Raw genomic sequence first — 22,238 nt, 5'->3', positions numbered from 1 at the left:
AAGGAGATCCGCCATGACCACCCGCCAGCAACAGATCGACGCGTTGCAACAGGACTGGACCAACAACCCGCGCTGGAACGGCGTCCAGCGGCCGTATTCCGCTGCCGATGTCGTGCGCCTGCGCGGCAGCGTGCAGCCCGAGCACACGCTTGCAAAACGCGGCGCCGAGAAACTGTGGGCGCTGGTCAACGGCGACGCGAAGAAGGGCTACGTCAACGCCTTCGGCGCGATCAGTGCGGGTCAGGCGATGCAACAGGCCAAGGCCGGTCTGGAAGCGGTGTACCTGTCCGGCTGGCAGGTCGCGGCCGACGGCAACAGTTCCGAGACCATGTACCCGGACCAGTCGCTGTACGCCTACGACTCGGTGCCGACGATGGTCCGCCGGATCAACAACACCTTCCAGCGCGCCGACGAGATCCAGTGGAAGAACATCGCCGACGGCAAGCTCGACGAGCGTGATGCGATCGACTTCTTCCTGCCGATCGTCGCCGACGGCGAGGCCGGGTTCGGCGGCGTGCTCAATGCCTACGAGCTGATGAAGAACATGCTCGTCGCCGGCGCCGCGGGCGTGCATTTCGAAGACCAGCTGGCCGCGGTCAAGAAGTGCGGCCACATGGGCGGCAAGGTGCTGGTGCCCACGCAGGAGGCCGTGCAGAAGCTGGTCGCCGCACGCCTGGCGGCCGACGTGCTCGGCGTGCCGGCGATCGTGCTCGCGCGCACCGATGCCGAGGCTGCGAACCTGCTGACCTCCGACTTCGACGCCAACGACGCGCCTTTCGTCACCGGCGAGCGCACCGCAGAAGGGTTCTACAAGGTGCGCAACGGCCTGGAGCAGGCGATCAGCCGCGGCGTGGCCTATGCGCCGTACGCGGACCTGGTGTGGTGCGAGACCGGCACGCCTGACATCGGCTTCGCCCGCGAGTTCGCCCAGGCCGTGCATGCCAAGCACCCCGGCAAACTGCTGAGCTACAACTGCTCGCCGAGCTTCAACTGGAAGAAGAACCTCGACGACCGCCAGATCGCGAGCTTCCAGGAGGACCTGGCGTCGCTGGGCTACAAGTTCCAGTTCATCACCCTGGCCGGCATCCACATCAACTGGTTCAACAGCTTCCAGTTCGCTCACGACTACGCCCGCGGCGAAGGCATGAAGCACTACGTCGAACAGGTGCAGGAGCGAGAGTTCGCCGCGCGCGACAAGGGCTACACCTTCGTCTCGCACCAGCAGGAAGTCGGCGCGGGCTATTTCGACGACGTGACGACCGTGATCCAGGGCGGTGCGTCGAGCGTGACCGCGCTGACGGGCTCGACGGAGGAAGCGCAGTTCTACGGGACGAAGGCGGCCTGAGAACCGAGACTGCGGAAACGAAGAGGCCGGGCAATGCCCGGCCTCTTCATTCGCACGCGGGGTGACGATCCTCGGTTACTTGCGCACCTCCTGCGTATGCGACTTCAGCGCATCCGCCAGCCCCGGCACGCCGTCCGCGCCGGTGGGCACGGTGATGCTCGAGCCCTTGAACTCTTCGCCGATCGGCTGCGAACGCCCGCCGAGGCAGGTTTCGAGGAAGCCTTCGGCGACGGCGTTGAACGCCTTGCTGTTCTCGGGTCGCGCGAAACCGTGGCCTTCGTCGGGGAACAGCACATAGGTGACGGGAATGTTCTTCGCCGTCATCGCTTCGACGATCTGGTCGCTTTCGGCCTGCTTCACGCGCGGGTCGTTGGCGCCCTGGCCGATCAGCAGCGGCTTGGTGATCGCATCGGCGCGGCTCAGTGGTGAGCGCTCGGTCAGCCAGGCCTTGCCTTCCTCTGTACGCGGGTCGCCCATGCGCCGGGTCAGCTGCTCGAAGAAGCTGGCCCAGTACGGTGGCACCGTCGACAGCAGCGTGTTGAGGTTGGCCGGGCCGACGATGTCGACGCCGCAGGCGAAGGTCTCCGGCGTGAACGTCAGGCCGACCAGGGTGGCGTAGCCACCGTAGCTGCCGCCCATGATCGCGACCTTGTCGGACGTGGTGACGCCGCTGTCGACCGCCCACTGCACGGCGTCGATCAGATCGTCGTGCATCTTCGCCGCCCACTCGCCGTTGCCGGCGTTGGTGAAGTCCTTGCCGAAGCCGGTCGAGCCGCGAAAGTTCACGCTCAGCACCGCGTAGCCGCGATTCGCCAGCCACTGGTCCATCGAGCTGTAGCCATAGCCGTCGCGCGCCCAGGGGCCGCCGTGCACCAGCAGCACCATCGGCACCGGCGCATCGGCCTTGCCGTCGTTGTTGGCGTCGGCGTGCTTGGGCAGAGTGAGATAGCTGACGAGGGTCAGGCCGTCGCGCGACTTGAGTTCCAGCGGCCACATCGGCACCAGCGGCTTGCCGTCGAGCGCGGGGCGGCCGGAGAACAATTCCGTCAACGTGCCTTCGGCGCCGTTCTCGCCGCGGTCGTAACGGTAGTACTTCACCGGCGATTCGGCGGCCGAGTACGCCACCAGCCAATGCTTGTCGTCCAGAGTCCGGCTGTTGATCGAGACCTCGCCCGGGCCGATCGCTTCGAGCTTGGCGAGATCGGCCTTGATGCTGTCGTCGAGCGTCGTCCATTCCTCGCGCAGGTAATTCACCGACACGGCCTGCAACACGCCGGTGCGCGGGTCGCTCAGGCTGCCGCCGACATCGGCGCGTGGATCCTGATGCACCAGGGTCTTCTCGCCGCTGGTGGTATCGATCGCGTACAGCGCGGCCGTGTTGCGCTCGCGCGAGTCGGACATGTACAGCGTCCTGCCGTCTTCGGTCAGCCCGGCCGGCGCGGTGGTTAGCACATCTTCGAACGGGATGTCGTCCTGCACCTCCCAGGCGTCGCCGTTGCGACGCAGGACGTCCATGCCGCCATCGGGTCGGCTGCGCGATGCGAAACGCAGCGCGTAATCGGCATCGGCGATGTAGCCGGCGATCTGGTCGGTGTTCTCCTCGACCAGCGTGCGTTCTCCGCTAGCGAGATCGACCCTGTAGAGATCGTGCCACTGCGGGTCGCGATCGTTCATGCCGACCAGCAGCGTGTCGGGCTGGCGATGGCTCACCCCGACCACCTGCGCAGTGGTCTTCGGGAACGGGGTCAGGTCGCGTGCCTGCGCGCTTTCGACATCCACAGCGAACAGATGGAAATCCTCATCGCCGCCGGTGTCGCGCAGATACAGCAGCGTGCCGGGCTTGTAGGTCCAGAAGTAGCTCCGGATGCCGCGCGCGGTGTCTTGGGTGACCGCCTTCGCGGCGCCGGGATTGTCGGCCGGCGCGACCCAGACATTCATGGTGCCGTCGACCGGTGCGATCCAGCTCAGGTACTGGCCGTCCGGACTCAGTTGCACGCCGGCGCGTTCCGGATTGCCGAACAGCGCGTCGCGCGGAATGAGTTCGACATCGGCCAGCGTCGTCGGCGTGGCAGTGGCGGGTGCCTGCGCGGCGGAATCTGCATTGTCGGTACGACCGCCACAGGCGGTCAGCGCGACGGCGATGCCGGTCGCGAGCATGAGTTGACGCATTGGTGTTCCCCGGGTGAGTTGTGCCGCGTGAAGCTAGCGCGACGGTTTGCCGGGCGTGTTGTAAACCCGTTAATTCCGCGGGATGACCGATGGCAGGGTGGCGCATGAACGTGTGGGGGCCGATGCTCGACGGCACGCCGCGCCTTGCGGCACATCCAGCCTCATCCGGTTCCGCCGATTTCTTCTGGAGCGATTCATGCACGAATTCCGACGCGCCGCGTGGTTATCGACATGCGTGCTGATGATGCTGATGAGTGGCTGCGCGAAGCAGTCCGACGGTGCGGCGGAAATGGCGTCTGTTGCAGCCGAAACGCCGCAGGCTGACGCCGCCTCCGCGGAAGATGCGGCGGCTGCAGGAACGCCAGTCGACGCATCCACGCAGATGGCATCCGGCGCGATGACACAGGAGGTGCCGGGCCGCCGTTTCGTGCGGACCGCCGATGTGCGGTTCTCGGTCGATGATGTCTACCGGTCGGTGCTCGCCATCGAAGACCTTGCGGCCGGTCAGGGCGGCTTCGTGGTCTCCAACCGGATCCGATCCGATACCCAGAATGTGCAACGCCACAGCATCGGCGACGGACAACTGCTGGAGCTGACGGAGTACAGGACACAGGGCGAACTCATCGTCCGCGTGTCCAGCGATCGTGCGCAGGCGTTCCTGCGCGAACTCGCCAAGCAGATGACGTTCCTCGACAGCCGCGACTTCGAGGCCCGGGATGTGCAGTTCGATCTGCTGCGCCAGCAGCTCGCCCATGCGCGCTCAGAGGAGTTGCAGCAATCGCTTGCGCAAGCGGTCCGTGACGAGGATCGCCTGGACCGTAAGGGCGAGGCCTTCGCCGCACGCGCACAGGCGCTGGCCGCACGGGACGACGCCCGTGTCGCGCAGCGGGAGGTCGAGGACCGTATCGCGTTCGCGACGCTGTCATTGTCGCTGTACCAGCCGGCGCAGGTGCGGCGCAGCAAGCGAGCGGATCCGGATGCGGCGTTCGCGCAGCACCGGCCAGGATTCTTCGTACGGATCGGACAGGCACTGCGCGGCGGCTGGCAGGGCGCCCTCGATCTCACAGTCGCGCTGGTGGCGATCTGGCCGTTGTGGGTGTTCGTGATCGCTGCCGTGCTGAGTGCGCGTGCCTGGATGCGCTTGCGTACGCGAAAGCAAGGCTGACCAACGCGAGGCCGCGTCGTTCGGAAACCGCGTGGCGGGCTGTTCGGCCTCAGGCTGACGGCGAATGCGCTGCATGGGCGCCGCGATAACCCAGCGCCTCGGTGAGATGCGGCGTGGCAATTGCGTCGCTGCCATCGAGGTCGGCAATCGTGCGCGCGACGCGCAGGATGCGGTGCATCGAGCGGGCGGAGAGATGCAGGGCTTCAATCGCGCGTTCCAGCAACGCCTGGTCTTTCGGGATGAGCCGGCAGTCGCGCATGGTCGCGCTCTGGTCAAGCTGGGCATTGAGCGTACCGGCGCGTGCGTGCTGGCGTTCGCGTGCCGAGGCGACGCGCGCGGCGACATCGGCGCTCGGCTCGCCGCCAGGCGCATCAGGCCGCAATGCCGAGGGCGGCAGGCGCGGCACGTCGACGTGGAGATCGATGCGGTCCAGCAGCGGCCCCGAGATGCGCGCGCGGTAACGGGTGATCACGTCGCTGCTGCAGCGGCAGCGGCTGGAGACGTCGCCGGCCCAGCCGCACGGGCACGGATTCATGGCCGCGACCAGTTGGAAACGCGCCGGAAATTCGCTCTGGCGCGCCGCGCGGGAGATCGTGACGACGCCAGACTCCAGCGGCTCGCGCAGGACTTCCAGTGCATGGCGTTGCCATTCGGGAAGTTCGTCGAGAAAGAGCACGCCGTTGTGCGCCAGCGAGATTTCGCCGGGGCGCGGCTCGGCGCCACCGCCGACCAGCGCCACCGCGCTGGCCGTGTGGTGCGGATTGCGAAATGGGCGCGTCCGCCAGGCCGTCGGGTCCAGTCCACGGCCACTGACCGACAGGACCGCGGCGGTTTCGAGCGCCTCGGCTTCACTTGCGGGCGGCAGCAGGCCGGGGAGGCGCGAAGCCAGCAGCGTCTTGCCGCATCCTGGCGGGCCCACGAGCAGGAGGTGGTGTCCACCGGCGGCGGCAATCTCCAGCGCGCGCCGCGCCTGCGCCTGGCCGCGTACATCGCGCAAGTCGATCGTCGGCACCTCGCGTTGCGGTGGCGGTACCGCCTGCGGCAATGACTTTTGCCCGCCCAGCATGGCGCAGACTTCGAGCAACGTGCGGGCGGTATGGACGGCCACATCTGAGGCGAGCGCGGCTTCGGCGCCATTCGCGGCGGGCACCAGCAGCGCGCGTCCGGTGCCGGCGACCGCGAGTGCCGCCGGCAGCGCGCCATCGATCGCACGCAGCTCACCGGTCAGACCGAGCTCGCCGACGAATTCCCAGTCGCGCAATGGCTCGGCGGGAATCTGTCCGCTCGCCGCGAGGATGCCCAGCGCGATCGGCAGATCGAATCGGCCGCCGCCCTTCGGCAGATCGGCCGGTGCGAGATTGACGGTGATGCGGCGCGCGGGGAATTCGTACTGCGCGCACTGGATCGCGGCGCGTACCCGGTCCTTGGCTTCGCGTACCGCGGCTTCCGGCAACCCGACGATCGACATCGACGGCAGACCGCCGCCGAGATGCACTTCAACCTTGACCTCGGGGGCGCGGATGCCTGCGCGCGCACGTCCGTGCACGAGCGCAAGTCCCATGGCGTGTCCTCTAGTGGGCGGTATTGCTCGCGTTACCGGTCGACGCGCCGCTGGCGGGCGACGACTGGGCTTCGATCTGGCGCACCTGCGCTTCCAGCGCTTCGAGCTTCTCGCGTGTGCGCAGCAGCACCGCGCGCTGGACTTCGAATTCCTCTCGGGTCACCAGATCCAGCTTGGTCAGACCCGACTGCAGCACGGCCTTGAAGTTTTCCTGGATCTCTTCGCGGCTCTCACGCAGGCCCGGCGGCACCAGACTGCTGAGGCGGCGGGCGAGTTCGTCGACGGAGTTCAGATCGATCATCACAATGTCCTTGGTTGCATGGCCAGACTCGCCCGGCAGTTCTATGCATGCCGTCAGCGGCGGCCTTGGGGCGCGGTAGGGGAATCCCGGCGCCTCGCGGAGCGGCACTACAGCATGCAGATGGGGCCGCGGCAATCCGCGGTTGCAGCGATGGTGTGGGGCGCCGCGTGAGCGTGGCGTATCCTGTATCGGTATCCATACCCGGGGAGGCCCATGCGATGAAAATGGTCATGGCCATCATCAAACCGTTCAAGCTCGACGACGTGCGCGAAGCGCTTGCCGACGTCGGCGTCAACGGCATAACCGTCACCGAGGTGAAGGGCTTCGGCCGCCAGAAAGGCCACACCGAGCTTTATCGAGGCGCCGAGTACGTCGTCGATTTCCTGCCGAAGGTGAAGCTGGAAATCGTGGTGACCGACGACATCGTCGACAACGTCGTCGAGTCCATTCTCAAGTCGGCCGGCATGGGCAAGATCGGCGACGGCAAGATCTTCGTCTACGACCTCGAGCGCGCGGTGCGGATCCGGACCGGCGAGCTGGATTCCGACGCGATCTGACATCGCGCGGCAGATACCGAGAATCGCGACGCCGGAATGGAAGAGGCCCCGCAATGCGGGGCCTCGTCTTATCCGTAACGACTGGCCGAAGCCTGCGCGCTCAGCCCTCTCCCAGCGCCTTCGCCACGAACGGCGGCAGCGACTGCGCGCCCTTTTGGATGTCGGCGGTGTAGTAGAGCGTTTCGAACGGCTTGGCGCGGGCGTCGGCTTCTCGGAAGTCGAAGCCCTGGCCCTTGCGCGCCAGCGTGCAGCTCCACCAGCCGGTGGGATAGCACGGCTGCGGGAACGGCAGGGTCTGGAACGTGGTGAAGCCGGCCTTGCCCATCTCCGCGCGCATGGCCTGGATGAGATCCAGCAGCACCAGCGGCGATTCGGACTGCTGCACCAGGATGCCGTCATCCTTCAGTGCGCGGTGGCAGCTTTCGAAGAACGCCTTGTTGAACAGGCCCTCGGCCGGGCCCACGGGATCCGTCGAATCGACGATGACGATGTCGACGCTGCCGGGCGCGCAGTTCGCCATGTAGGCGATGCCGTCGTCGAACAGGATCTCGGCCCGCGGGTCGCCATTGGATTCGCACAGCTCCGGGAAATACTTTTCCGCCATGCGCGTGACCTGCTCGTCGATGTCGCACTGCACGGCCTTCTCGACGCCCGGGTGGCGCAGCACCTCGCGCAGCGTGCCGCAGTCGCCGCCGCCGATGATGACGACGGTCTTCGGCGCGGCGTGGGTGAACAGCGCCGGGTGCGACATCATCTCGTGATAGAGGAAGTTGTCGCGCGTGGTCACCATCATCGCGCCGTCGATGAGCATAACGTTGCCCCAGTCGGTCGACTCAAAGATCTCGATCTTCTGGAACGGCGACTGCACCTCGTCGAGCTTCTTCGTGACGCGGAAGCCGATCGCCGAGCCGGCGGTGTCGAAGTTTTCGTAGAGCCAGTCGGGCGCGGTCATGAGGTGTCCTGCGAAGCGGGTAAGGGGGAATCGTGCGGGCTGTTGGCAGCACAGACGCGCGCGAGGGGCGAAATTGTAGCGAAGTCCAGGTGTCTGCTTCGTGTCCAGAGCGGTGCGATACTGCGACGCACCCCTGCCAACACCGCCCGAGCCCATGGAAGATCGCCGCGCGGCGCAGGCCGCCACTGCCCGCCATCGCGCGCGGGTCCAGCGTCTCGAACGCTTCGCCGCCGCATCGCCGCGCGCCTATCTGGTCCGCGTGCTCCTGCTCGCGCTGTCGGGTTACGGCTTCCTGATCGGCCTGTTGCTGCTGCTTGCCGCCGCGCCGCTGGCGATTGCGTGGCGGGTGTTCGTACAGGGCGTGCGCTTCGAACCGCAGCTGGCGATCGTGCTGCTGATCGCCGGCGCCGGGATCGCCGCGCTGGTGCGGGCGCTGTGGGTGCGCTTCGAGGTGCCGGCCGGGCGATTGCTCGCACCGCACGAGGCGCCAGCGCTGCACGCGGAAGTCGAACGTCTCCGCGCGGCGACCGGTGCGCCGCCGCTTTCGGGCATCGTCATCGACACCCAGCTCAATGCGGCCGCGGCCAGTCTGCCGCGCCTGCTCGGCCTCGCCGGGCACCGGCATTACCTGGTGCTGGGGCTGCCCTTGCTGCAGCTGCTCGATCGCGACGAGGCCGCCGCGGTGATCGCCCACGAGTTCGGACACTTCGGCGAACAGCATGGCCGGCTCGCCGGCTGGCTCTACCGCGTGCGCTTCACTTGGTACCGCGCGGTCGAAGGTCTGTCGCGCAGCGGATTTTTGCTGTCGATGCCGATCGCCCGCTTTTATGGCTGGTACGCGCCGCTGTTCGATGCCTGGAGCTTCGTGCTCGCGCGGGCGCACGAGTTCCGCGCCGACGCGACCGCGGCGCGGGTGGTCGACAGGGACGCGATGACCAGCGCGCTGCTGCGGCTCGAGCACGGCAGCGGGCGCATGCAGTCGACCCTGTGGCCGCGCGTGCTGGCCCGTGCCCGCGTGCAGTCGCACCCGCCGGCGCAGTTGCTCGCGCCGTTGATCGACGGCCTGCGGGCGTCGCCCCATCCGGATCCGGCGCGCCTGCTCGCGATCGCCGATCGCGACGTCGATCCCTACGACACGCACCCGGTGCTGGCGCGGCGCCTCGACGCGCTGGGCGCGCCTGCGGTGCTGCGTCCGCGCGGCGAACCTGCAGCGGCGTGGCTGGGCGATGCGCTCGATGGGATCGAGCGCGAACTGGACCAGCACTGGCGTGCGCAGCTGAGAACCGAATGGCAGGCGCTGCACGCAGCGGCCGCGAACGAGCGTGCACGTTTCCGCGAGCTCGACAGCATGTCGGTGCGCTCTGCCGAGGAGGCCGTCGAACACGCGCGTCTGTTCGAAACCGTCGAGATCGATCGCGATCCGCTGCCGGTGCTGGCCCGTGCGCACGCCGCGCATCCGGACAGTGCGATGGCCGCGTTCCGGCTCGGACTGCGCCAGCTGCAGGCGGGGGATGTCGACGGCATGACGCATCTGCGTCAGGCCGTCGCGCGCGATGCGGGCGCGGTCGGGCCGATCGGCGATGCGCTGAAGGCGCTGCTGCGCGATCCCGACGTTGATGCCCACACGGCCGGCCAGATCGCCGAATTGCGCGACGCACTCGCCCCGCGCGCCGACGATCTGCGCGATCGCGATGCAGTCGTCGATGGCGATGCGCTGCAGCCGCACGATCTCGACACCGCCGCGCTGGGACGCCTGACCGCCACGCTCGCCGGCCACGAACGCGTCACGCGCGCCTGGCTGGCCTGCAAACAGGTCGCGATGGTCGAAGCGTCCGCGCACTACGTGCTGCTGCTGGACTGGCGCGGCTCGGTCGCCAGTGAGGCCGCCGGCCTGCGCGCGCTGTCGGAGGCGCTGCAGCTGCCGGGCAGCCACACCGTGTTCACCGGCAGCGAGGCTGCGGCAGTGGCGAAGCAGGTCCGGCGGCTGTGCGCGGAGCCGGTCTATCAGAAGGGGAAAGGACAGGCCCTCTGAGCGCGGCGCCGTCCGGTGTCACCACAGGTTCGGGCGGCAGACCCTAGACTATGCGGCCTCCACGCCCGCCCGGAATGCCGCCGATGACCGCCTGGTCCACCGACCTCGCCCGCAAGACCTACTCGATCCCGCACTGGAGCGAGGGGTATTTCGACGTCGACGACGCCGGCCGCATCGTGGTCTCGCCGCGCGGCAAGCACGGCCCGTCGATCGCGCTGCCCGAGGCGGTCGACGCCGCGCGCGCGAACGGCGCGCAGCTGCCGATGCTGGTGCGTTTCCCCGACATCCTCGGCGACCGCCTCGCGCGGCTGCAGGACGCGTTCGCGCAGGCCCAGGCCGAGTGGGAGTACCCGGGCGGGTACACGGCCGTCTATCCGATCAAGGTGAACCAGCACCAGGGCGTCGCCGGCACGCTGGCGTCGCACCATGGCGATGGCTTCGGCCTGGAGGCGGGCAGCAAGCCGGAGCTGATGGCGGTGCTGGCGCTGTCGCGGCCGGGCGGGCTGATCGTCTGCAACGGCTACAAGGACCGCGAATACATCCGCCTCGCGCTGATCGGCCGAAAGCTCGGCCTGCAGACCTTCATCGTCGTCGAGAAGCCGTCCGAACTCGCGCTGGTGATGGAAGAAGCCGCCGCGCTCGGCGTGAAGCCGGGCCTCGGCGTCCGCATGCGCCTGGCCTCGCTCGGCGCCGGCAAGTGGCAGAACAGCGGCGGCGACAAGGCCAAGTTCGGTCTCAATCCGCGCCAGCTGCTGGATCTGTGGAAGAAGTTGCGCGACGCCGGCATGGCCGACTGCCTGCAGCTGCTGCATTTCCACATGGGCTCGCAGATCTCCAACGTTCGCGACATCTCCAACGGCATGCGCGAGGCGGTGCGCTATTTCGTCGAACTGACCAAGCTCGGCGCCACGATCAGCCACGTCGACGTCGGCGGCGGTCTCGGCGTCGACTACGAAGGCACGCGTTCGCGCAGCTATAACTCGGTCAACTACGGCATCCGCCAGTACGCCGGCTCCATCGTGCAACCGCTGGCCCAGGCCTGCGCCGAGCACGGCCTCACGCCGCCGCGCATCGTCACCGAATGCGGCCGCGCGATGACCGCGCACCACGCGGTGCTGGTCGCCAACGTGTCCGAAGTCGAACGCGCGCCGGAAGGTCGCGTGCCCGACGTGCACGACGACGAGCCGGCCGTGGTCGCGAACCTGCGCGAGCTGCATGCCGAATTGATCTCGCGCCCGGCGGTCGAGCTGTTCCACGAGGCGCAGCACCACCACGCCGAAGGTCTGGCGCTGTACGCGCTCGGCCAGCTCGATCTGACCCATCGCGCGCGGATCGACGACCTGTTCTATGCGATCGCGCACGCGGTGCGCGCGCGGCTGAGCTACGACGAGAAGAGCCACCGGCCGCTGCTCGACGAACTCAACGAGCGTCTGGTCGACAAGTACTTCGTCAACTTCAGCGTGTTCGAATCGATGCCCGACGTCTGGGCGATCGACCAGGTGTTTCCGATCGTGCCGATCGAGCGCCTGGACGAGATGCCCGAGCGCCGCGGTGTGATCGCCGATCTGACCTGCGACTCCGACGGCAAGATCGACATCTACGTCGAGAACGAAGACCTCGACACCTCGCTGCCGCTGCATCCGCTGCGCAAGGGCGAGCAGTACCGGCTGGGCTTCTTCATGGTCGGTGCGTACCAGGAAATCCTCGGCGACATCCACAACCTGTTCGGCGACACCGACGCGGTGGAAGTGAAGATCCAGGGCGACGGCATCACGGTCGTGCAGCAGCGTCGCGGTGACACCACCGACGTGATGCTCGATTACGTGGGCTACAAGCTGGCCGACCTGCGCGCGCGCTACACCGCGCTGGTCGACGATGCCGCGCTGGCGGCGGACGAATCGCAGCGGCTCAAGGACGCGCTGGAAGCTGGGCTCACCGGCTACACCTATCTGGACGACACGCCGCTGGAGTGACGCGCCGGGGGTTCAGGGCGCGTCCACGCCATGCAGTTGGCGCGCTTCGCGCAGCGTCACCTGGCCATCCTTGTCGAAGTCGGCCTGCAGCAGGAAGGCCGTCTGTACCTGGCGGTAATTCGCGAGGGTGATACGTCGGTCGCCGTCCACATCGTAGCCGGCGAATACGCCGGCGATGACCTTCGCCTGCAGATCGGGCGGGAGCTGCGAGGCGCCAGCATCGAGCTGCTGCTTGCGCACTTCCGCATAACTCCACAGGCCGTCCTTGTCGAGATCGTGTCTGCGGAACTCCGCTTCGATCGCGACATCGCTCTCGGCGATCGTGATCACGCCATCACGATTCGTATCAATAGTGCGAAACATGGACTCGACATGGGCAGCACCGCGCGGGTTGGCCTGGGCCAGCGTCGTGCCGAGCAGCAACAGCGACGCGAACGTCGCGACACAGAGACGTTTCATGACGATGGCGTCCTGCCGTTGGTGTGGCGGACACATTAGCAATACGGTTGCGCGCGCAGGGTCGCGTCGTCGCATAGGAATTTTCTGCACGCATCGTCATGCCTTTGCGTCCTGATGGGATGCAGCAGCCCGTCGGAGCCGGCAATCAGGTGTCGATGTTGGGTCTATGCTGCGGCGCTATCGCGGCTTGCCGCGTTCCACGTCGACAGGAGATCCGCCATGCGTCGCTTCGACCCTACCCGCGCCGTTCTGACTCTTGCGCTCGCCGCCGTGCTCGCGGCCTGTGCCGACCCTGCGCCGCCACCGGCCACCGTCGATGCACCGCCGCCGCCGATGGCGACCGCCGACACCGCGCCTGCCAGTGACAGTGCCGATGTACATCGCTTCAGGATCGGCAGCCTCGACGCCGCGGTGCTACGCGATGGCGACATCCACGTGCCCAACGACGGCAAGACGCTCGCCGTCGGCATCCCCAAGCCCGAGGTCGATGCGGTGCTGACGCAGGCCGGCGAACCCACCGACACCGTGCACCTGGGCGTGCAGGCGCTGCTGGTGCGCAGCGGCGATCGGGTGCTGCTGTTCGACACCGGCGCCGGCGATGCCGACTTCGCCGATGCCGGCCGCCTGCCCGCGTCACTGCGCGCGGCGGGCGTCGAGCCGGCGCAGGTCACCGACATCTTCATCAGCCACGCGCATCCCGACCACGTCGGCGGTCTGACCGATGCCGCCGGCCAGACCCTGTTCGCCAACGCGAGCGTGCACCTGTCGGCGCCGGAGTGGCAGGCGGTGCAGGCCGAGTCTGCGAACGCCGCGCTGGTCGCGGCGATCTCACCGCGCGTCGATGCCTTCGCGCCGGGCGCCGAAGTCGTGCCCGGGGTGACCGCGATTCCGGTCGAAGGCCATACGCCGGGCCACAGCGCCTACGAGATCGTCGACGGCGACGCGCGCCTGCTCTACATCGGCGACGCCGCGCATCACTTCGCGGTGTCGGTGCAGCGCCCGCAGTGGACGATCGCCTTCGATGGCGACGCGCCGGTCGCCGAGGCCAGCCGCGAGGCCCTGCTGGCGCGCGCGGCGGACAGCGCGGTGACCATCGCCTCGCCGCATTTCCCGTATCCGGGTCTGGGTCGGATCGTGCGCCGCGAAGGCAGCTTCGTCTGGGCACCGTTGCAGTAAGACCGCCCCTGTTGTCTTCAACGCGCTGGCGCGACGACGCCCTGGTGCATGCGGATCAGTTCCGTCCGCGTGACCTTACCGTCGCCGTCGTGGTCCGCTTTCAGCAGGCCGTCCACGAAAGCCTGTTGAGTTTCGGCGAGCGTGATCCGGCCGTCGCCGTTGGCATCCCAGAGCTGCATCGTGGCCTGTCGCAGCACGACGTGGATGTCGGGCGGAAACCCGGCGCCACCGGGGCTGCCTTTGGCGATCTGCGGATCGAGCTCCGCGATCCCCAGCACCGCGTCCCGGTTCGTGTCGAGCTGCTGGAAGACCCGCGCCGCCTCCGCACGGGCTTCGGCCTGATCGATCACGCCATCGCGATTGGCGTCCTGCTCGGCGAACATGCGGTCTACCTCCGGGTTGGCCGACGCGGTCGTGGAGACAATCAGCAGCGGGACGAGCAGGGCAGTGGTGCAGAGGCTCCGGAACATGACGACTCCTTGTCAGGCAGGACGCGCGTGCGTGCGCATCGCGAGTGTAGCGAGGCCACGTGCACGCGCGACCTCACGTCGCCTCAGGCATCGCGATGAATCTGGAACCCCCCGAACGACTGGCTGACCGGCATCACCTCGAGCCGGTTGATGTTGAGATGCGGCGGCAGGTTCGCGACCCACCACAGCGTCTCGGCGATGTCGTCGGCGACGATCGGCTGGGTGCCGGCATAGAGCGTGTCGGAGGCGCCCTGGTCACCGCTGGTGCGCACCAGGGTGAATTCGGTCTCGGCCAAGCCTGGCTCGATCGAAGTCACGCGCACGCCGGTGCCGTGCAGGTCGCTGCGCAGGCCCAGCGAGAACTGGGTGACGAAGGCCTTGGTGCCGCCGTAGGTGTTGCCGCCGGGATACGGATAACTGCCGGCGATCGAGCTGACGTTGAGGATCGCACCGCGGCGTTCGATCAATGTAGGCAGCAATGCGTGCGTCAGCGTGACCAGGGCGGTGACGTTGGTATCGATCATCTGCCGCCACTGCGCGAGATCTGCGCGCTGCGCCGGCGCGGTGCCCAGGGCGAGGCCGGCGTTGTTGACCAGTGCGTCGATGCCGCGGAACTCCGCCGGCAGCGCATCGAGCGCGGCATGCATCGCGGCCTCGTCGCGGATGTCGAACGCGGCGGTGTGCAGACGTTCGCTGCCGTGCGCATCGACCAGCGCCTGCAGGCGCTCGGCGCGGCGTCCGGTCGCGATTACGCGCCAGCCGCCGGCGAGAAAACGCGAGACGGCGGCCGCGCCGAAACCGGAAGTACCGCCGGTGATGAGGATGGTGCGGGTCATGGCGGTCTCTCCTGGACGCAGTGTGCGCCGACATGCGGCGCGGGATCGAAGCGGGATGAAGCGATCTCGACGTGCGCGTTGCGCGTCGGACTGCGGCTTACTCGGACGCCTGGTCCGCGCAGCACTTCTTGTACTTCCTGCCGCTGCCGCAGCTGCAGGGATCATTGCGGCCGGGCACGTCGGCGCGCTTGGCCGGCGCCGGTCGACGGTCGTGCAGACGCTGCAGGTACATGTCGTAGAGCATGTCCGGCAGGTCGTAGGTCAGGTCGAAACGCTCGTCGAGCGTGAGCATGTCCTCGGCCTTCATCTCGGCATCGGCGAGCTGCGCGGGATCGACGATCGCCAGGCGCGTGATCACGCCCAGATCGTTGTCGATCGCCTCGTGATCTTCCATCCACTTCGCCCAGTCGTCTTCGAACTGCGCGGCGCCGCGCAGGAAGCCCGCGGCCCACGCGGCGGCGAACGGGAAATCCTCGGGGATGCCGTCGAGCGCATCGGCGCCGTCGGCCTTGTCCTCGTCGCCTTCGGATTCGGGCGGCAGACCCAGCAGCGGCATCAGCGCTTCGCGATCGGTCGCCTCGGAAGGATCGTGGCGGATGCGCTGTTCGACTTCCGCTGCCAGCCGGGTGATCAGCGCCTCGGCTTCGCGGGTCTGACGCTCGTCGCGGCGTGGCACCTCGCCCGTGCCCCAGATGGCCGGAAACACCGTCGGCAGTTCGACGTCGACCGGGCCGACCGCGAGCGCGGACAGGAACCCGTCGAGCATTTCCAGATTGCCGAGGCCGGTTTCGGGATCGGTGCAGCGGTCGAGCAGCACATCCAGCCGGTCGAGTTCGGAATCGCTGAGGGCGGTCGTGGGCTGGGTGGTCATGCGAGGTCGGCAACGTGCGGGTGGTACAGCTTACCCGGTGGCGTTCCCGCGCCGGCCGCTCACCAGATCACGGGCAGCAGCCGGCGCGTCGTGCGCGCGTACTCGGGATAGTCGACCGGGAACGCCGCTGAGAGCGCGGCTTCCTCGATGCGGATGCGCCCGCGCAGCGCGAACCACAACGGCGCGGCGACGACCAGCGGCGCCAGCCAGCTGCCGAGGACGCACAGAAACCCTGCGAACGTCATCAGCAGTCCGGTGTACGAGGGATGGCGCAGCTGCCGGTAGGGACCGCTGCGGATCAGCTTGTGGTCGGCGGCGATGGCGACATCGACCGTGAAGTGCTCGGCGAGCACGTGAATCGCCCACCAGCGGAACAGCATGCCGGCGAGCATCAGCGTGCAGCCGCCCCACAGCAGAGTGGGCTGCCAGGCCGGCGGAAACCGACCCGGTGGCCAGATCGACACGAGCATCGCCACGGTCACGCAACCGCCGATCACCAGCACCAGCCGCGCCAGCGTGCCGGCATCGCGCCTGCGATCCGACGCGCGATGACGCAGCCCGATCCAGAGTTCGCTCACGCACCACAACACACTCATTGCCGCGAACACGAGGACGCCGGCCATGGGCAGGCTCCGGAAAAGGGAGAGACGAGCCTTGCAGGCTCAGTGTGATGTCGGAGTGCCGGGCATGGGTGTCCCCGGCGGTTTGATCGCGGGTGTCTCGCTTTCGACCGGTTCACTCGGCACGCGCCGCCGGCCGGTCGTCGACTTGCCGCGTGTCCGCGCCCGGGTCGCGCGATGCTTCTGCAGCATGTCCTCGGCCAGCACCACGTCCTCGGACAGGATGCCGGCCGCACGCGCGATCGCGATGCGCGCCGCGGCCCGGTTCTCGTCCGGATTGGCCTGCAGCAGTTCGCGGATCGCCTCACGCACCGACGCCTGCGCGTTGTGCTTCAGCTTCAGATCGCTGCCCTGCTGGAACAGCGCCAGCAGCACGTCGACGACGGGTTTGATCAGTGCCGCTTCGATGGTCATGGCGCCCTTCCTCCCTTGAGCCTCCATTGTCCGCAGGCGGATCGCGTGGGCTGCGATCCGGATGGGACGGAAGGCACGGAATGGGGTGAGCGGATGCGCCGTCGCGGAAAGCTGAAGCGCTTTGAGCCCCTCTCCTTGGGGAGAGGGGTTGGGGTGAGGGGGGGACGCTCGCCGTACGCGGAACCCAGGCGCGGGAGCTCTGCCCTCACCCGACGCGCGCTGCGCGTCGACCCCGGATCAGGTCCGGGGCAGGCTCTCTCCCGGAGGGAGAGGTGCCACGCCGTCTGGGCGAAGGCAGCTTCTAGGCCCTCTCCCTTTGGGGTGAGGGCTGCACGGCTGCGAGCCATTGGCTCGCGTGCAGACAAACGCCCTCGCGTCAGCGCGAGGGTTGGGCGCGGCGCGGGGGCTGGGGTGAGGGGCGGGACTCTCGCGCCCGGTTCTGGAAAGGAGGCTATTGGGAATGAAGATCCCGCGAGCGTCGCCCTCACCCCACCATTTGCTTTGCAAATGGCCCCCCCTCTCCCGGAGGGAGAGGGGGGGCGGTGTCTTCCGCCGAAGGCGGAAGACGATTCTTTACTGCGCCTTGATCGCCAACGCCGGCAAACCGCCGTTGCCGAGCTTCTGCTTGGCTTCCGCCAGATCGGTCGCGGTGCCGTAGGGGCCCATGCGGACGCGATACACCGTGCGGCCTGCGGCTTCGCCGGATTCCACGCGGGCGGTAAGGCCGAGCAGGGCGATGCGCGCCTTGAGGGCTTCGGCGTCGCCGGAGGCGCTGAACGAGCCGGCCTGCAGGATGTAGCGGGCATCGCCGGCTGCGGCAGGCGTGGCGCTGGCTGCAGTGGCTGGCGCGGGGGTGGTCGGCTGCACGGGCGTCGTCGGACGTTGTTCCGGCAGCGGCTGCGGGCCGGTCGTCGTGCCGCCGGCCATATCGGCGGCGTCGGGATGCTGGGCCTGCAACGTCTGCTGCTGGGCTTCGGCGCGGCGCTGACGCTCGGCCTCGGCACGCGTGCTGGCGGCGAGTTCGGCGTCCGTCATCGGGACTTCCTGCTCGGGCAGCATCGTGTAGAAATCGTAGTCGGTCGACGCGCCCTGCTGGTTCGCAGCGGCACGCGGTCGCTGCCCGGCCGGCGTCGGCAGTTCGGGCTCGGCATCCGCGTCCGTGGTGCTGACCGCCGGCTGCGCATCGGGGTTGGGGCTCGGACGGAAGAAGCCGTCCTGGGAGTCGGGTTTGAGCAGGCGCGGCACCGCCAGCACGATGCCCAGTGCGAGCACGACCCCCATGATCATCCACGCCCAGCCCGGCAATCCGCCGGAACTGCCGCCGTTGCGTCGGGCCTGGGTCTTGCCGCGTCGTGCCGCCATTACATCGCCTCCGGGGCCTGCACGCCGAGCAGCGTGAGGCCGTTGCGCAGTACCTGTCGCACTGCAGTGGCCAGCGCCAGACGTGCATCGCGCACGTCGGCGCCGTCGACCAGGAACTGGTGATCGTTGTAGTACGTCTGGAAGCCCTGTGCCAGCTCCAGCAGGTAGGTTGCGATCAGGTGCGGTTCAAGCTGCGCGCCCGCGGCGGCGACGATTTCCGGCCAGCGCGACAGGTCGATCAGCACATCACGCAACGCGACATCCGCCATGTCCGGCAACTGCGCCAGACCGTTCTGCAGATCGAACGCCAGACCGGCTTCATCGAGCTTGCGCAGCAGGCCGCAGATGCGCGCGTGCGAGAGCTGCACGTAATAGACCGGGTTGTCGAGCGACTGGCTGCGCGCCAGGTCGATGTCGAACACCAGTTGCGAATCGGGCTTGCGTGCGACCAGGAACCAGCGCGTCGCATCGCGGCCGGCCTCGTCGATCAGATCGCGCAGCGTCAGATAGCTGCCGGCACGCTTGGAGAGTTTCACTTCCTCGCCGCCGCGCATCACCGTGACCATCTGGTGCAGCACGTATTCCGGCCAGCCCTGCGGAATGCCCGCGTCCAGCGCCTGCAGGCCGGCGCGCACACGCGCCAGCGAGCCATGGTGGTCGGCGCCGAGCTCGGTGATCGCACGCGTGTAGCCGCGCTGCCACTTCGACAGGTGGTAGGCCACGTCCGGCACGAAGTACGTGTAAGTGCCGTCGGACTTGCGCATCACGCGGTCCTTGTCGTCGCCGTAGTCGGTGCTGCGCAGCCACAGCGCGCCGCCCTCCTCGTAGGTATGGCCGTGGGCCACGAGCTCGCGCACGGTCTCCTCCACCTTGCCGTCGGCATACAGCGACGACTCGAGGAAATACACGTCGAAGCCGACGCCGAACGCAGCGAGGTCCTCGTTCTGCTCGCGACGCAGCCACGCCACGGCGAAGCGGCGGATCGCGTCGAGATCGTCGGCGTCGTTGACGCCCGCGACGGTGTGGCCGTCGACCTCGACCGTCGCGCCATCGAGATACGCGCGCGCGACATCGCCGATGTAGTCGCCGTTGTAGGCATCGGTCGGCCAGTCGGCATCGCCGGGCTTGCGGCCTTTGGCGCGCGCCTGGGTGGAGCGGGCGAGGTTTTCGATCTGCACGCCGGCGTCGTTGTAATAGAACTCGCGCTTGACGTGCCAGCCGTTGGCATCGAGCACGCGTGCGATGCAGTCGCCGATCACCGCCGCCCGGCCGTGGCCCACGTGCAACGGGCCGGTCGGATTCGCCGAGACGTATTCCACGCCCGCGGTCTGCGAGGCGCCACTGTCGTTGCGGCCGAAGGCATCACCCTGCGTGTGCACGGCGACCAGCTGGTCACGCCACACATTCGTGGTCAGGCGGAAGTTGAGAAAACCGGGGCCGGCGATCTCGACCGACGCGATCGAATCGTTGACCGGCAGCGCGTCGATCAGCGCCTGCGCGATCGCGCGCGGGTTCGACTTCGCCGGCTTGGCCAGCAGCATCGCCGCGTTGGTCGCTGCATCGCCATGGCTGCGGTCCTTCGGACGCTCGACGGTGAAGGCGGGCGTGGCGAAGTCGGCGGGCAGCGTGCCCCCGGCGCGCAGGGCGGCAATGGCCTGCTCGACGAGCGGCTCGATCAGGGCGCGGAGCTGGGATTTCACGGAATTTCGATCGCGGACAAACGGTCCGCCATTGTACGCGAGCGGCGTGGCGGACCCGGGCGGTCAAGGCACGCTGTGTGTTTCACGATGGACAGGGCTCAGGCGATCGAAGCCCTCCTCCGCGACGCGGGGGAGGGTTGGGAGGGGGCAAGCGCTTCGATCGCTTCAAGCTGATCCAGCGCGACGAGGGCCGTCGCACGAATCCGGTCGTTCCCACCGTTGACGATTCGCCCCCACCCAACCCTCCCCCGTACACGGGGGAGGACTTCAGGGCAGCGGCGATCGCCGCTTACGCCGTATGCTTTGCGCCCCCTGATATCGGCCGCCTGCGTGGACGCGCTGTTTCCCGAACTGGTCTGGCTGGTCTGCGTCGCCTTCATGGCGGGGCTGGTGGATGCCGCGGTCGGCGGGGGCGGCCTGGTGCAGCTGCCAGGGTTGTTCACCGCGCTGCCGCAGCACACGCCCGCGGCGTTGCTGGGGACCAACAAGTTCAGTTCCTTCTTCGGCACCGCCGCCGCCGGCTGGCGCTATGCGCGCAACGTGCGCTTTCCGTGGGCGCCGGTGCTGTTCGCCGCGGCCACCGCGTTCGTGTTCTCGTTTGCCGGCGCCACGGCGGTGACGCTGCTGCCGCGCGACGCGGTGCGGCCGCTGATCCTCGCGCTGCTGGTCGCGATGCTGGCCTACACGCTGCTGAAGAAGGATTTCGGCGCGCTGCACCGGCCGCGCGATGTCGGTCGCCGGGAGCTCGGGCTGGCGTTGCTGATGGGCGCGGCGATCGGCTTCTACGACGGCCTGTTCGGGCCCGGCACCGGCAGCTTCCTGATCTTTCTGTTCATCCGCTTCTTCGGACTCGACTTCCTGCGCGCCACCGCCGCATCGAAGATCGTCAACATCGCGACCAATCTGGCCGCGCTGTCGTTCTTCGTGCCGTCCGGCCATGTGCTGCTGGCGTTCGCGGTGCCCATGGCGGTGGCGAACGTGGCCGGCGCGTTCGCCGGCACCCGACTCGCGCTGCGCGGCGGCACGCCGGTCATCCGCAAGCTGTTCGTCACCCTGGTGGTCGTGCTGATCGCGAAGATGGGCTGGGACACGCTCGCCGGCGCCTGAGCATCGGACCGCGATGGGCTCAGCGGCGGGTGCCGCCCACTTCGATGAAGCGCAGGAATTCGGCGCGGGTACGCGCGTCTTCGCGGAAGCTGCCGAGCATGGTCGAGGTGATCATGCTCACGCCGCGCTTGTGCACGCCGCGAGTGGTCATGCACTCGTGCGCGCCTTCAACCACGACGCCCACGCCCAGCGGCGCCAGCGCGCGCTGGATGCAGCCGGCAATCTGCGCGGTCATCTTTTCCTGCACCTGGAAGCGCTTGGCATAGGCCTCGACCACGCGCGCCAGCTTGCTGATGCCCACGACCTTCCCGGCCGGCAGATAGCCCACGTGGACCTTGCCGATGATCGGCGCCATGTGGTGTTCGCAATGGCTTTCGTACTCGATGTCGCGCAGCACGATCATCTCGTCATAGCCGGCCACTTCCTCGAACGTCCGCGCCAGATAGGCATCGGCGTCGGTGGCGTAGCCGCTGAACCATTCGGTGTAGGCGTCCGCGACCCGGCGCGGCGTGTCGAGCAGGCCCTCGCGCGCGGGATCTTCGCCGGCCCAGCGCAGCAGGGTGCGCACTGCCGATTCGGCATCGTCGCGGCTGACGCCGTGGCGGGCGTCGGAATCAGAAGAAGAGGTCATGGGGCGGGCACCACGGCAAAGAGCGCCATGGTACCGCGTCGTATTCACCGGAGCGGCGGGCGGCGCTCAGCCGACCTTGGGGCCCGGCGAGTCGAGGGCGACATCGACGTCCGTCTCGGCGTCGGCGTCGAATTCCCAGCCGTCCTCGACCGCGCCACGGGCTTCGATCCAGCCGAGGCGGGACTTGTCGCGCGCCCGGTCCCATTCCTGCTGCAGCTGGCGCTCGACCTGGTCGAACCGGCAGCCGGTGAGGCGCTGGCGGCTGTCGCGGCCGAAGCGGTAGGCAGGCGCGTAATCGTTCCAGTGACGGCCGACCGAGTAGTACGACGCCTGGGCAAGACCGGCCTTGAACCGGGTCTCGAGCGCGTCCTGACCTTCCGTGGCGGCATCGGCCGGCGTGCGGGTGTCTGGAGGGTTGGCGCTGTCGTGCAGGTTGTGGGTCATGGCGGGTCCAGCGAGCACGCCAGCGCCGACAAGGCGTATGAGAGGGCGGGCTGCACACGCAACGCTAGGGGCGCCCTTGTCTGATACCGGTGA

General features: G+C 68.3%; 21 protein-coding genes. 7 read left to right on the top strand and 14 right to left on the bottom strand.

The window, feature by feature from the left end:
• Window positions 1-13: 13 nt before the first annotated feature.
• Window positions 14-1,345 carry an isocitrate lyase gene (aceA, locus tag J2W68_RS03855; RefSeq protein WP_310232955.1) on the top strand — a complete coding sequence of 444 codons (1,332 nt, stop codon included), beginning with the start codon at window positions 14-16 and terminating at the stop codon, window positions 1,343-1,345.
• 75 nt (window positions 1,346-1,420) lie between these two features.
• On the opposite strand, the gene J2W68_RS03850 is transcribed toward aceA, so the two are convergent.
• Complete coding sequence (locus J2W68_RS03850; protein ID WP_310232953.1) at window positions 1,421-3,514, bottom strand: S9 family peptidase; 2,094 nt, start codon at window positions 3,512-3,514, stop codon at window positions 1,421-1,423.
• Between the two features lie 196 nt (window positions 3,515-3,710).
• Between J2W68_RS03850 and J2W68_RS03845 the strand changes: the two genes are divergently transcribed.
• Window positions 3,711-4,679, top strand: coding sequence for a DUF4349 domain-containing protein (locus J2W68_RS03845; RefSeq protein ID WP_310232952.1), 969 nt, complete (start codon window positions 3,711-3,713; stop codon window positions 4,677-4,679).
• A gap of 49 nt (window positions 4,680-4,728) precedes the next feature.
• On the opposite strand, the gene J2W68_RS03840 is transcribed toward J2W68_RS03845, so the two are convergent.
• A complete protein-coding gene (locus J2W68_RS03840) occupies window positions 4,729-6,240 on the bottom strand; it encodes a YifB family Mg chelatase-like AAA ATPase (protein ID WP_310232950.1) in 1,512 nt (503 codons plus the stop codon).
• A 10-nt stretch (window positions 6,241-6,250) separates the two neighbouring features.
• Window positions 6,251-6,541, bottom strand: a complete 291-nt coding sequence (gene ubiK, locus J2W68_RS03835; protein WP_310147716.1) for a ubiquinone biosynthesis accessory factor UbiK — start codon at window positions 6,539-6,541, stop codon at window positions 6,251-6,253.
• A gap of 218 nt (window positions 6,542-6,759) precedes the next feature.
• Here ubiK and J2W68_RS03830 point away from each other — a divergent pair, with 218 nt between their 5' ends.
• A complete protein-coding gene (locus J2W68_RS03830) occupies window positions 6,760-7,098 on the top strand; it encodes a P-II family nitrogen regulator (protein WP_310233002.1) in 339 nt (112 codons plus the stop codon).
• A 100-nt stretch (window positions 7,099-7,198) separates the two neighbouring features.
• Here the strand turns inward: J2W68_RS03830 and speE are convergent, their stop codons facing one another.
• Window positions 7,199-8,050 carry a polyamine aminopropyltransferase gene (speE, locus tag J2W68_RS03825; RefSeq protein WP_310232947.1) on the bottom strand — a complete coding sequence of 284 codons (852 nt, stop codon included), beginning with the start codon at window positions 8,048-8,050 and terminating at the stop codon, window positions 7,199-7,201.
• A 154-nt stretch (window positions 8,051-8,204) separates the two neighbouring features.
• Here speE and J2W68_RS03820 point away from each other — a divergent pair, with 154 nt between their 5' ends.
• Complete coding sequence (locus J2W68_RS03820; protein ID WP_310232945.1) at window positions 8,205-10,082, top strand: M48 family metalloprotease; 1,878 nt, start codon at window positions 8,205-8,207, stop codon at window positions 10,080-10,082.
• 83 nt (window positions 10,083-10,165) lie between these two features.
• Entirely contained in the window at window positions 10,166-12,055 is a 1,890-nt protein-coding gene (speA, locus tag J2W68_RS03815) for an arginine decarboxylase (protein WP_310232943.1), read from the top strand.
• A gap of 12 nt (window positions 12,056-12,067) precedes the next feature.
• Here speA and J2W68_RS03810 read toward each other — a convergent pair whose 3' ends face one another.
• Complete coding sequence (locus J2W68_RS03810; RefSeq protein ID WP_310232941.1) at window positions 12,068-12,514, bottom strand: EF-hand domain-containing protein; 447 nt, start codon at window positions 12,512-12,514, stop codon at window positions 12,068-12,070.
• A gap of 219 nt (window positions 12,515-12,733) precedes the next feature.
• On the opposite strand from J2W68_RS03810, the gene J2W68_RS03805 reads away from it, so the two are divergent.
• Window positions 12,734-13,690, top strand: a complete 957-nt coding sequence (locus J2W68_RS03805) for an MBL fold metallo-hydrolase (protein ID WP_310232939.1) — start codon at window positions 12,734-12,736, stop codon at window positions 13,688-13,690.
• A gap of 17 nt (window positions 13,691-13,707) precedes the next feature.
• On the opposite strand, the gene J2W68_RS03800 is transcribed toward J2W68_RS03805, so the two are convergent.
• From J2W68_RS03800 to argS, 7 genes are all read right to left on the bottom strand, one after another.
• On the bottom strand, window positions 13,708-14,160 hold the full coding sequence (locus J2W68_RS03800) for an EF-hand domain-containing protein (RefSeq protein WP_310232937.1): 453 nt from the start codon (window positions 14,158-14,160) through the stop codon (window positions 13,708-13,710).
• A gap of 83 nt (window positions 14,161-14,243) precedes the next feature.
• A complete protein-coding gene (locus tag J2W68_RS03795) occupies window positions 14,244-14,996 on the bottom strand; it encodes an SDR family NAD(P)-dependent oxidoreductase (RefSeq protein WP_310232935.1) in 753 nt (250 codons plus the stop codon).
• Between the two features lie 97 nt (window positions 14,997-15,093).
• On the bottom strand, window positions 15,094-15,867 hold the full coding sequence (locus J2W68_RS03790; protein ID WP_310232933.1) for a UPF0149 family protein: 774 nt from the start codon (window positions 15,865-15,867) through the stop codon (window positions 15,094-15,096).
• 59 nt (window positions 15,868-15,926) lie between these two features.
• Window positions 15,927-16,490 carry a methyltransferase family protein gene (locus tag J2W68_RS03785; RefSeq protein ID WP_310232930.1) on the bottom strand — a complete coding sequence of 188 codons (564 nt, stop codon included), beginning with the start codon at window positions 16,488-16,490 and terminating at the stop codon, window positions 15,927-15,929.
• 39 nt (window positions 16,491-16,529) lie between these two features.
• Window positions 16,530-16,901 (bottom strand): hypothetical protein, encoded by a 372-nt coding sequence (locus J2W68_RS03780; protein ID WP_310232928.1) that lies wholly within the window; start codon window positions 16,899-16,901, stop codon window positions 16,530-16,532.
• Between the two features lie 573 nt (window positions 16,902-17,474).
• The gene (locus tag J2W68_RS03775) at window positions 17,475-18,263 is read right to left on the bottom strand and encodes an SPOR domain-containing protein (RefSeq protein ID WP_310232926.1); all 789 of its coding nucleotides are present in this window, start codon (window positions 18,261-18,263) and stop codon (window positions 17,475-17,477) included.
• Complete coding sequence (argS, locus tag J2W68_RS03770; RefSeq protein ID WP_310232925.1) at window positions 18,263-19,963, bottom strand: arginine--tRNA ligase; 1,701 nt, start codon at window positions 19,961-19,963, stop codon at window positions 18,263-18,265. Before argS ends, J2W68_RS03775 begins: the two co-directional genes overlap by 1 nt.
• A gap of 330 nt (window positions 19,964-20,293) precedes the next feature.
• Between argS and J2W68_RS03765 the strand changes: the two genes are divergently transcribed.
• Window positions 20,294-21,070: a sulfite exporter TauE/SafE family protein gene (locus J2W68_RS03765; RefSeq protein WP_310232924.1), complete on the top strand. Its 777-nt coding sequence runs from the start codon at window positions 20,294-20,296 to the stop codon at window positions 21,068-21,070.
• Window positions 21,071-21,089: 19 nt separating this feature from the next.
• Here the strand turns inward: J2W68_RS03765 and folE are convergent, their stop codons facing one another.
• Both folE and J2W68_RS03755 read right to left on the bottom strand, forming a co-directional pair.
• A complete protein-coding gene (gene folE / locus J2W68_RS03760; protein ID WP_310232922.1) occupies window positions 21,090-21,701 on the bottom strand; it encodes a GTP cyclohydrolase I FolE in 612 nt (203 codons plus the stop codon).
• Between the two features lie 66 nt (window positions 21,702-21,767).
• Window positions 21,768-22,145, bottom strand: coding sequence for a hypothetical protein (locus J2W68_RS03755; RefSeq protein WP_310232920.1), 378 nt, complete (start codon window positions 22,143-22,145; stop codon window positions 21,768-21,770).
• Between the last annotated feature and the right edge of the window lie 93 nt (window positions 22,146-22,238).

The sequence above is a fragment of the Luteimonas terrae genome (genome assembly GCF_031457535.1).
Classification (GTDB): Bacteria; Pseudomonadota; Gammaproteobacteria; order Xanthomonadales; family Xanthomonadaceae; genus Luteimonas; species Luteimonas terrae_A.
The sequence above is the reverse complement of the archived record's forward strand: the minus strand, read 5'-3'. Positions and strand labels throughout refer to the sequence as shown.